This is a genomic window from Pantoea sp. Taur (genome assembly GCF_009830025.1).
GTDB lineage: Bacteria > Pseudomonadota > Gammaproteobacteria > Enterobacterales > Enterobacteriaceae > Pantoea > Pantoea communis.
This window is the reverse complement of sequence record NZ_SZZZ01000007.1, coordinates 98668-109562: the sequence shown is the minus strand read 5'-3', so window position 1 is coordinate 109562 and position 10895 is coordinate 98668. Positions and strand designations below refer to the sequence as shown.

Below are 10895 nucleotides of genomic sequence, written 5' to 3'. Positions count from 1 at the left end.
ATCCCCTGAACTAACAGGGGATTATTTCAAAAGAAATCATCACTGCTTGTATTATCAGCTGAAGTGCCATGGAATTTCCATGGAGAAACCGTAAGGGTAACGTTAAGGCACTCAGGCCTTCCAACCGCCTCCTAAGGCTTTATACAAGGTGATTTTTTCGCTCAGCTGGCCCAGATGCGCACTGATCAGCGACTGCTGCGAACTGTAAAGCGATCGCTGGGCCACTAATACATTGAGATAATTGTCTACGCCTTGCTTAAAGCGCATTTCGGAATAGTCGTAATCGCGTTGATTAGCACCGACCTCCTGTTGCAGCGCTGTCAGCTGATCCTGCCAGGTATCCTGACCGGCCAGCGCATCATTCACCTCTTTGAACGCGGTTTGAATCGCTTTCTCATAGTCAGCAATTTCAATGCGTTTCTCTATATGCGCGATGTTGAGATTAGCCTCGTTTTTGCCGCCGTCAAAGATGGGTAGATTGATCGACGGCACAAAGGACCAGGCACCGGTGCCGCCGCCCAGCAAACTGCCGAGCGAACTGCTGGTCGATCCCCCAGAAGCGGTCAGCGTGATGCTCGGGAAGAACGCCGCGCGCGCTGCGCCAATGTTGGCATTCGCCGCTTTCAGGCTATGTTCTGCGGCCATGATATCCGGACGACGCGTCAACAGATCAGATGGCAAGCCTGCTGGCGTGGCCGGGAACTGCCAGTTGACGTCCAGCGTCGCGTGGGACAGCAAAGTGGCGGGCAGATCGGTGCCCACCAGCAAGCGCAGCGCATCCACATCCTGCCGTACCTGACGCGTATAGCTTGCCACATCCGCTTGGGCAGCCCGCACCGTGCTCTCTGCCTGCGCCAGATCCTGATCGCTACTGGCCCCGCCGTTGTAGCTGAGTTGCGTCAGACGATACGATTCTTGCTGACTTTTGGCGGTATTTTGCGCCAGATGCAGCAGATCGTTATCCGAACTCAAGGTCAGCCAGGCGGTGGCCACCTCCGAAATCAGCGAGATGCGCGTGGCGCGTTCGGTCGCGGCGGTGGACAGATAGGTTTCCTGCGCTTCATCACGCAAGCTCTGTAAACGACCAAAGAAGTCCAGCTCCCACGAGGTGACGCCCAGACCGGCGTTCAATTCGTGATAGGTCACCGCACCGCTGGTCTTGGTGTTATAGAGGTTGGCCGGTTCATGCGCCGAGGTCTGGCTGGCGGTAGCATTGATTGACGGCATTAACGCCGCACGCTGCACCGTGACGCTCTGCTGTGCCTCTTCGACATTTAGCGCCGCGACGCGCAGGTCACGGTTGTTGTCGAGTGACAGCTGAATCAGATTGCGCATCGTGGCGTCAGTGAAGAAGTTCTGCCACGGCAGATCCGCCACGTTGCCCACCGGCGTGGGCTGATCGTACTTCGCGTCTACCGGCATTGCGGGGCGCTGATAGTGGGGTGCCAGCGTACAGCCCGCCAGCGCCATAGCCAGCGGCAGCAGCGCCATACGGAAATTTTTAGTGTTCATGCGTTGTCACCTCTGCGGATGCTTTTTTCTTGCGGGCGAAGAACTGCGAAACCACCACGTAGAACATCGGAACAAAGAAGATGGCGAGGAAGGTGGCGGTGATCATACCGCCTGCCACCGCCGTACCAATCGAGTGCTGGCTACCGGCACCGGCGCCGTTCGAAATGGTCAGCGGCAGCACGCCGAGGATAAACGCCATCGAGGTCATGATAATCGGGCGGATACGCAATCTTGCGGCTTCCACCGCCGCCTCAACCAGCGTTTTGCCTTCCCGTTCATGTAGCTCTTTGGCGAACTCGACGATCAGGATGGCGTTTTTCGCCGCCAGCCCGACCGTGGTGAGTAAGCCCACCTGGAAGAACACATCGTTCTGCAAGCCACGCAGCAGTACGGCACTAATAGTCCCGAGAATGCCGAGCGGCACCACCATGATCACCGAGAAGGGAATGGACCAGCTCTCATACAGCGCGGCCAGACACAGGAACACCACCAGAATCGAGATGATATACAGCTGGGTGGTCTGGTTGCCGGAAGCCTGCTCTTCATAGGAAATGCCGTACCACTGCACGCGGAAGCCTTTGGGCAACTGCTTCGCCAGCTGTTCTACTGCTTTCATCGCTTCACCGGTGCTCTGCCCTGCCGCAGGCGATCCGAGGATCTCTTCAGAGGTCAGGCCGTTAAAGCGTTCGAAGTGTGGCGAGCCGTAAACCCATTTGCCGCTGGCGAAGGCGGAGAAGGGCACCATGGTGCCGCTGCTGTTGCGGAAGTACCATTTATCGAGATCGGATGGCGTGACGCGTGAATCGGCTTTACCCATCAGGTAAACCTCTTTCACACGGCCGTTATACATAAACTGATCGATATAGCTGGAACCCCACGCCACTGACAGCGTGTTGTTGATGTCGGTCATGCTCAGGCCCAACGCGCTGGCCTTCTCGTCATTGATCTCCAGCTGATACTGCGGCTCATCTTCCAGTCCGTTCATGCGCACCTGCGCCAGATGCGGATCTTTGTTGGCCAGATCGATTAACTGGTGCGTGGCATCCATCATCTGCTGATGGGTGTGCGCGCCCGTATCCTGCAGATAGAGATCGAAGCCAGTGGCGTTACCCAGCTCCATCACCGCAGGCGGCACCATGGCGAAGATTTTGGCGTTTTTGTAGTTGGCAAAATGCGCCATCACCCGGTTCGCCAGATCCTGCACGCTTTGCCCGCTGTGAGTACGATCGCTCCAGTCCTTCAGGCGCACGAAGGCCATGGCGTTACTCTGGCCGCGACCGGCAAAGTTAAAGCCCGCCACGCCAAAGGTGGTGGTGACCACTGAGGCTTCATTCTTCTGCAGGTAGTCATTGAGATCGTTGATCACCTGCTGCGTACGCTGTGAAGAGGAGTTCACCGGCAGCGTCATCTGCACCATCATCAAGCCCTGATCTTCTGCAGGCAGGAACGTGGTGGGCACACGCGTGAACAAAAAGCCCGTCACGCCGACGATCACCAGGTAGATCACCAGGAACAGGCCGCGACGGGAAATAACGTTGTTAACGCCGCGCGTGTAGTGCATCGCGCCGCTATCAAACTTACGGTTAAACCAGCCAGCAAAACCGGTGGTCTTGTGCTCCGCCGCCGAAGGTTTGAGCAGGGTGGCACAGAGTGCAGGGGTAAAGATCAGCGCCATGATCACCGACAGCGCCATCGCCGACACAATGGTGATCGAGAACTGGCGATAAATCACCCCGGTCGAGCCGGAGAAGAACGCCATTGGCAGCAGCACCGCTGACAGCACCAGCGCAATACCAAACAGTGCGCCCTGTATCTGCTGCATCGACTTGATGGTGGCGGTTTTCGGATCGAGATGTTCTTCGTGCATCACACGCTCGACGTTCTCCACCACCACGATGGCATCATCCACCAACAGCCCTATCGCCAGCACCATACCGAACATGGTCAGGGTGTTGATGCTGTAACCGAAGGCCGACAGGATGCCGAAAGTACCGAGCAACACCACCGGCACCACCAGGGTAGTAATCAGGGTGGCGCGCAGGTTTTGCAGGAACAGCAGCATGACGAAGAACACCAGCACCACCGCTTCGATCAGCGTTTTCACCACTTCTTCAATCGAGGCGCTGACCACTGGCGAAGTGTCATACGGATACTGAATTTCAACATTATCCGGCAGTGAGTCTTTCAGATCGGCTATGGTCTGACGCACCGCTTTAGCGGTATCCAGTTCATTCGCACCGGTGGCCAGACGCAGCGCGATACCTGCCGCGGGCTTGCCGTTCATGGTGGCGTCAATGCCGTAGCTCTGCGGACCGAGCGCCACGCTGGCAACGTCTTTCAAACGCACCTGTGAGCCATCGCTGTTCACTTTCAACAGCACATTTTCAAACTGCTGCACCGTGGTGAAGCGAGTTTTCCCCAGTACCGTGGCCTGCGTTTTGGCGCCCTGAATGGTCGGTAACCCGCCGAGTGAACCGGACGACACCTGCACGTTTTGGTTATCAATGGCGGTGGTGACATCACTCGGCATCAGGTTGTACTTGTACAGTTTGGCGGGATCGAGCCAGATGCGCATGGCATATTCCGAACCCAGTACCATAAAGTCACCGACGCCTGGCGTACGCGAAATTGGATCTTCCAGCTTCGACACCAGCATATCCGCGAGATCGCCGTTGCTCAGCTTGCCGTCTTTAGAGATCAGCCCGATGACCATCATGAAGTTCTTTTGGTACTTACGGATGCGGATCCCTTGCTGGGTCACGTCGGTTGGCAACTGCGATTCCGCCAGCGAGACGCGGTCCTGTACCTGCACCTGGGCGATATCCGGATTGATGCCCTGGTTAAAGGTGGCGATGATCTGCGCACTGCCGTCCGAGGCACTGCTGGATTCCAGATAGCGCAAGCCATCCAACCCGTTCAACTGCTGCTCAATCACCTGCACCACGGTGTTCTGGGTGGTTTCGGCGCTGGCCCCCGGATAAGTCACCGAGATCGACACCGCAGGTGGGGAGATATTGGGATACTGATTGACCGGCAAACTGATGGCCGCAATCCCGCCCACCAGCATCACGATAATCGCGATAACCCAGGCAAAGATGGGACGTTCAATAAAAAACTTCGACATGCCGCCCCCTATTGCGCTGCTGCGTCGGTCATCGACAGACTGACAGCGTTGGCAGATGGCGTGTCATGGGTGCTGGCGGCGGTGGTGGTGACTTTCGCCCCAGCACGCACACTTTGCAGATTGTTCACCACCACGTTTTCACCTTCGCTCAGGCCGGAGGTCACCAGCCATTCACCTTTGATCATCTCGCCGGTGTGAATGCTGCGCTGCTCAATGGTGTTATCGCTTTTCACCACGTAAACATACGGCTGGCCTTTGGTGTCATGCATGATCGACTCCTGCGGCACCAGAATCCCCTGCTGCTGAATGCCCTGCGGGAAGCTGGCGTGCACGTACATGCCCGGCAGCAGTTCATTATGCGGGTTCGGGAACACCGCACGCAGCACCACGGTGCCGGTGGCGGTGTCGACGTTCACTTCTGAGAACGCCAGTTTGCCCTGCTGGCCATACTGGCTGTTGTCTTCCAGAGTGAGTCCGACCGCCGCCGTGTTGTCATCCACTTTGGCGATCTTGCCGTCGGCTAAGGCACGGCGCAGACGCAGCAGGTCGGTGGATGACTCACTGACATCAACATAGATCGGATCAAGCTGAGTAATGGTGGCGAGATAGTCGGTCTGGCCGTTGGTCACCAGCGCACCGGCGGTATACAGCGAACGGCTGATATGTCCGGAGATCGGCGCCTTCACCAGTGTGTAATCAAGATTGACCTTAGCGGTTTCCACATCGGCCTGTGCTTCACGCTCTGCCGCAACGGCATCGTCGTAAGTCTGCTGGCTGATGGCGTGCGCAGAAGCGAGCGGCTGATAGCGTTTTGCCACCATGGCATCGTTTTGCCAGGTCGCCATCGCTTTGTCGTAAGCGGCTTTATAGGTCGCCGGATCGATCTGATAGAGCGGCTGACCCGCTTTCACTTCGCCGCCTTCGGTAAACAGGATTTTCTGGATCACGCCGCTGACTTGTGGGCGCACCTGTGCGGTGCGGACCGCCGTGGTGCGGCCAGGCAGTTGTGTCACCAGCGTAACGGGCTCAGATTTTAGGGCGATGACACCCACCTGGGGTGTCGCGGATGCAGCGGGCTTTGCTCCGCCCTGGTCACAGGCTGCCAGTAAAAACACCACGCTGGCAGAAAGAAGTTTCAGGCGCATAATTTTTCTCTGGATGAAAGGAGGGATAGTCACTGATGTGATGACATGCAAAAAATCATTGTAGGGAGGGAGTGATAAGGCGGTTGTTAAGGTTGCGTAAAATATATTTTCCAAAGGAAAATGGTAAACCTTTCGTGCCATAAATGGCTGTGAAAATTAGCTTTTTGCGGGTTTTTTACCGCCATGCAGAGCAACAGGTTTACCCTTTCGGCTCGATCCCGCGACGGCGCAGTTCGCGACGCGCCAAATCTTTCAACCAGCACGATAGCGTGATGTTTTCATCTTCGGTCACTTCGCGCAGTTGGTCATGCAACTCCGGATGAATACGTAACTGAAACGCCGTGGAGCGGCCCTCGCCTTTTGGCGTTCGGTCTTTGGTTTTTGGCATCGGGTCACACCTCAACGAATGGCAATAAAAAACGCCCCAAAGCCGCGCTACCAACACGGCAAGGGGCTGGCGAACCGAAATGGAATGCGGCATCGCGGTGCGTTACATACAGGTTACACGGCAAGATATTTTTATGTTGGCGGGGAAGTGTTAAGACTCAGACAAGAGGTGTGAGCGAGTTCGCTGAGTGCTGAATTTCAGGCAAAAAAAACCCACGCATCCGCGTGGGTCGGTGCAACCGAACAGGGTGAATACCTGAAGACAGGTATTGCTGCCGCAGCAGCCGATCTTCACACCAATCAATACCTCTGGGACTTTTATCGTCGCCGAAAGTGGTGTGAGAAAACAGCCGCAAATCGCAACGGAGTTCGGCGAAATGCAACGAGGTGTGAAAAGCACCTCACGGCAGTTACATCCTGATTTTACTAAGATTTATCCGAAGTCGGTTTGCTGTAAATGGCGTCAGGCGCAATGTTCATATGCTTCAACACCGGCCCCATAATGCTGCCGAAAATCGGCGCCGCTACCGAACCACCAAAGTGATCGCCCGCTGTCGGATGGTTGACCATCACCACCAGCGCCACCTCAGGATGGCTGGCAGGAGCAATACCGGCGGTGTAGTTAACGTAACCGCCATCGTACTTCCCGCTGGTGCCCATTTTCTCTGCGGTACCGGTTTTGGTCGCCAGGCGGTAACCCGGCACAGCGGCTTTGACGCCGGTACCGCCAGGCAATACGTCACTCTCCAGCATGTGCACCACGGTTTGCACGATTTGCGGATCGGCCACCTGCTTGCCCAACACCGGCGGTGTCACTTTGGTAATCGACAGTGGACGATATACGCCGTAAGAACCAAGCGTGGCGTATTCACGGGCGATTTGCAGCGGAGTGACGCGCAGGCCGTAGCCAAAGGCAAAGGTGGCGCGTTCAATATCTGCCCAGCGTTCACGGTGCAGCGGGAAGTAGCCCACGCTCTCGCCGGTTAACCCGAGTCCGGTCGGCTTACCCAGGCCAAACGCCTGATAGGTGTTCACCAGCGCTTCAGCAGGCATCGCCAGCGCAATGTGCGATACGCCGATATCACTCGATTTCTGCAAAATGCCCGTCATGGTCAGGCGCGGCCAGTGGCCGACGTCACGAATCAAGTGGCCGTTAACGCTGTAGGGTGTGGTATCGATCACCGAGTCAGCACGCACCAGATGACGCTCCAGCCCTTCCATCACCACCAGCGGTTTCACCGTTGACCCGGGTTCGTAGCTGTCATTGATCGCCGTGTTGCGCATCTGTGCAGGCGTGGCGTTATCGAAGTTGTTGGGGTTGAACGAAGGATAGGAAGCCATCGCCAGGATCTCGCCCGTATCAATCTTGATCAGCACTGCCGCACCGGAATCCGCTTTATTCAGCAACACGCCATCGCGCAGTTTGCTGTAGAGGGTGAACTGGTCAAACTTATCAATACTCAGCTGTACCGTTGGCGGCTGCTTCGGCGGCTCGTAATCCAGCATCGCCACGATATTGCCCTCTTTGTCCTGACGATAAACCTCTTTGCCCGGCTCGCCTTGCAGCACGTGGTCGAAACCTTTCTCCAGACCGTTCAGGCCATTGCTGTCAGCACCGACAATGCCAATCAACGGCGCAGCGGCTTCACTCATTGGATAGAAGCGGCTGTCGTTGTATACCGAGCTGATGCCCTTCAGGTGCAGTTCGGCGATGTCTTTGGCGATGCCCAGTTCGATTTTACGGCCAAGATAGAGGAAGCGTTTTTTCGGGTTCGCGGTGATCTGCTCACGCAACTCTTCCGGACGTAAGTTCAGCGCCGAGGCAAGATAGGTCCATTTGGCGTTGGTGAAGTCGGGATTGGCTTCCAGCACGCGCATCGGGTCGGCGATGATATCGCGCGCCGGTACGCTCAGTGCCAGTGCCTGGCCATCACGATCCAGTAAGGTGCCACGGTTGGTGGGCAAGGTGACGGTGCGCAGTGAACGCTGATCGGCCTCGTGCTCCAGCATCGGATGCTTAATCAGTTGCAGGTCACCGACGAAAATCAGCAGCAACACCATGCAGCTGAAGACACCCAGACAAATCAGGCGAAAACGAAACGGGTTAAATGGGGCTTTGATCTGGTCTTTTCCCAGAAGTTTTTTTATACGGGGCATAGCATTCCGCTGCAATAAACAGTTTTTTCAAGCTTGTTATCCGCAGTTATAAAGAAAGGTAAAGCGAGTTGACAGGAAAACTGTGTTTCAGTTCGTTAGCGGGAACGACAGGCAAAAAAAACCTGCGCATCTGCGCAGGTCGGTGTAATCAAGAAAACTTTTAGATGTTCACCCATCAATACCTCTGGGACCCTGACTGTAGCAAGGTGGCATGACGGTTCTCCATCTCTCAAACGCAACAGTTACCCGCAAAATGTAACCAGCGGTGAGATTGTTAGCACCCCATTCACATCAGGTGTTTTTTGATTTCCACCAGGCAACTCATGGCGTTAGGGCCTTGCGTCAGTGACGAGGTGCCGATGTCCAGCGTCAGCACATTGGGGTTACCGGCACGGTCCCACGGCTGCCAGGTGCGGCCGAATCCGGGATCAAACCAGGCGCCAGTGGATATAATCACCACACCTGGCGTTAAGCCATCGGTCAGACGCACACCGGCCAGCATACGGCCGCGCGCATTACTGACTTCGATTTCGTCGCCATCCACAATCCCACGCGCACTGGCGTCCTGCGGATGCATATACAAGGTCTCACGCCCGGCCGTTTTATTCGCTTGCACCGTGGCAGTCGCGTCCATCTGGCTGTGCAGCCGATCCGAAGGCTGAATCGAGATCATATGCAGCGGGAAATCCCCGCTCAGCGGTGCGCCCAACCACTCCTGCGGCTCACGCCACTCGGGATGTCCGGCAAAATCTTCCAGTTGATAATCGGCGATGGTCTGACAGAACAGCTCGATTTTACCACTGGCGGTCTGGATCGGATGGGCCTGCGGGTTAGCACGGAAATCATCCATAAACACATACGGCTTGCCACCTTCCGGGATCTCAACGAAACCACGCTCCCAGAATTCACCAAACTCCGGGAAGTGGATATCTTTGCGCGCGTGCGCCACCGCACATTGCTGATACAGGTGTTCAATCCACTGCATCTCGTTGCGCCCTTCGGTAAACAGATCGCGGTAGCCAAGTCGATCGGCGATATCCGCAAAGATATCGAAGTCATGACGCGCCTGATGCTGCGGTTTCACCGCCTGATGCATCGCAAACACAAAACGATCGCGTGAAGAACCGCCGATATCGTTGCGCTCCAGCGTGGTGGTGGCGGGTAATACGATATCCGCCATCTGCGCCGCCGGGGTCCAGACGATATCCTGCACGATCACGGTATCCGGGCGCTGCCAGCCTTCCACCAGGCGGTTAAGCTGCTGATGGTGGTGGAACGGATTACCGCCCGCCCAGTGCACCAGATGGATATCGGGATAGTGCAGGGTTTCGCCCTGGAAGTGGTAAGGCTGGCCGGGATTGAGCAGCATATCGCTGATGCGCGCGACCGGAATCGAGAAGTTGCCGGGATTCGGCCCGGTGCTCATCATCGGCGCGGGCCCTTCCTGACGCGGGTTGCCGACGCTGTTCATCGAACCGTGACCAAAGGAGAAGCCGCCGCCCGGCAAGCCTGGCTGACCGAGCATCGAGGAGAGCGCAATCATCATCCAGTACGGCTGCTCACCGCGATGGGCGCGCTGTACCGAGTAAGAACAGGTGATAAAGCTGCGTTTGCCAATCAGCTGCTGTGCCAGTAACGCGATACGCGCCGCCGGAATGCCGGTGATGGCACTCGCCCACGCCGGCGTTTTGGCGATGCCATCGCTTTCACCCAGCAGATATTCACGTAACTGCGGCCAGCCGGTGCAGTGACTGGCGAGGAAGCTTTCGTCCAGCGCGTTACGGCGGGTGATTTCGAAGCCAAGCGCCAGCATCAACGCCACATCGGTATTCGGGCGAATCGGAATCCATTCGGCATTCACGAACGCTGGGCAGTCATCACGCATTGGGCTGATGTTGATGATTGGCGTGCCTTTGGCGCTCAGCTGCTCCAGCGCCGGTTTCAGGCTGTGCTGTCCGGCACCGCCCGACGCCACCTGGGCATTTTTCAGCGCCAGACCACCGAAGGCGACAAAGATGTCGGCATGTTCCACCACGCTCGGCCAGTCGGTGACGCGGCCGGTGAGCGGCATATAGGTGCCAATTACGTAAGGCAGGAAGAACTGCGCGGCGCCCCAGCTGTAGTTGCCCTGCTGATCCACCCCGCCGCCGCCCTGGAAGTAGAAACGACGGATCAGGGTGCGCGCATGGTTAACGCGTCCCGCCGAAGACCAGCCATAAGAACCGTTGAAAATACCCGATGCGCCGTAGCGATCGCGCACGCGGCGATTCTCTTCTGCCACCAGATCCAGTGCGGTATCCCAATCCACGGCGACAAAATCTTCACGTCCACGCAGCGTGCGATCGCTATTCTCACGCGACTTTAGCCATGAACGACGTACCATTGGCTGGCGGATACGCTTATCCGAGTAGACCAGTTCCGGGATGGTGTTGAGCATCGGCGACGGATCGGCGTCAGCAAAAAAGGGTTCACAGCCAATCAGGCGGTCGTTTTCCGTGACGGCAGTAAATGCGCCCCAGTGCGCCAGGTGTGGCACGCGTGTTTTCATGGTTATTGGGTCCGGCAGACAG

Annotated in this window: 6 protein-coding genes, 1 tRNA gene and 1 pseudogene; 1 reads left to right on the top strand and 7 read right to left on the bottom strand. The window is 56.8% G+C overall.

Features of this window, described 5'->3' with window-relative positions:
• Window positions 1–111: 111 nt before the first annotated feature.
• The 5 genes from FD744_RS11930 to FD744_RS25360 form a co-directional block, all read right to left on the bottom strand.
• Complete coding sequence (locus FD744_RS11930; RefSeq protein ID WP_160868312.1) at window positions 112–1512, bottom strand: efflux transporter outer membrane subunit; 1401 nt, start codon at window positions 1510–1512, stop codon at window positions 112–114.
• On the bottom strand, window positions 1502–4636 hold the full coding sequence (locus tag FD744_RS11925) for an efflux RND transporter permease subunit (RefSeq protein WP_058961816.1): 3135 nt from the start codon (window positions 4634–4636) through the stop codon (window positions 1502–1504). Before FD744_RS11925 ends, FD744_RS11930 begins: the two co-directional genes overlap by 11 nt.
• An 8-nt stretch (window positions 4637–4644) precedes the next feature.
• Entirely contained in the window at window positions 4645–5781 is a 1137-nt protein-coding gene (locus FD744_RS11920; protein WP_160868311.1) for an efflux RND transporter periplasmic adaptor subunit, read from the bottom strand.
• Between the two features lie 199 nt (window positions 5782–5980).
• Window positions 5981–6169 carry a hypothetical protein gene (locus FD744_RS11915; protein ID WP_058961818.1) on the bottom strand — a complete coding sequence of 63 codons (189 nt, stop codon included), beginning with the start codon at window positions 6167–6169 and terminating at the stop codon, window positions 5981–5983.
• A gap of 425 nt (window positions 6170–6594) precedes the next feature.
• The gene (locus FD744_RS25360; RefSeq protein ID WP_153012330.1) at window positions 6595–6984 is read right to left on the bottom strand and encodes a penicillin-binding transpeptidase domain-containing protein; all 390 of its coding nucleotides are present in this window, start codon (window positions 6982–6984) and stop codon (window positions 6595–6597) included.
• Window positions 6985–7065: 81 nt separating this feature from the next.
• Between FD744_RS25360 and FD744_RS11910 the strand changes: the two genes are divergently transcribed.
• Window positions 7066–7178 (top strand) — tRNA-OTHER (locus FD744_RS11910).
• Between the two features lie 556 nt (window positions 7179–7734).
• Here the strand turns inward: FD744_RS11910 and FD744_RS25970 are convergent.
• Both FD744_RS25970 and FD744_RS11900 read right to left on the bottom strand, forming a co-directional pair.
• Window positions 7735–8178: pseudogene (locus tag FD744_RS25970) on the bottom strand (peptidoglycan synthase); the annotation flags it as partial.
• 433 nt (window positions 8179–8611) lie between these two features.
• On the bottom strand, window positions 8612–10873 hold the full coding sequence (locus FD744_RS11900; protein ID WP_160868310.1) for a molybdopterin-dependent oxidoreductase: 2262 nt from the start codon (window positions 10871–10873) through the stop codon (window positions 8612–8614).
• Window positions 10874–10895: the final 22 nt, after the last annotated feature.

Coding starts and splice junctions, on each gene's coding strand:
- FD744_RS11930 (WP_160868312.1), bottom strand. CDS start 1,512: ATGAACACTAAAAATTTCCGTATGGCGCTGCTGCCGCTGGCTATGGCG.
- FD744_RS11925 (WP_058961816.1), bottom strand. CDS start 4,636: ATGTCGAAGTTTTTTATTGAACGTCCCATCTTTGCCTGGGTTATCGCG.
- FD744_RS11920 (WP_160868311.1), bottom strand. CDS start 5,781: ATGCGCCTGAAACTTCTTTCTGCCAGCGTGGTGTTTTTACTGGCAGCC.
- FD744_RS11915 (WP_058961818.1), bottom strand. CDS start 6,169: ATGCCAAAAACCAAAGACCGAACGCCAAAAGGCGAGGGCCGCTCCACG.
- FD744_RS11900 (WP_160868310.1), bottom strand. CDS start 10,873: ATGAAAACACGCGTGCCACACCTGGCGCACTGGGGCGCATTTACTGCC.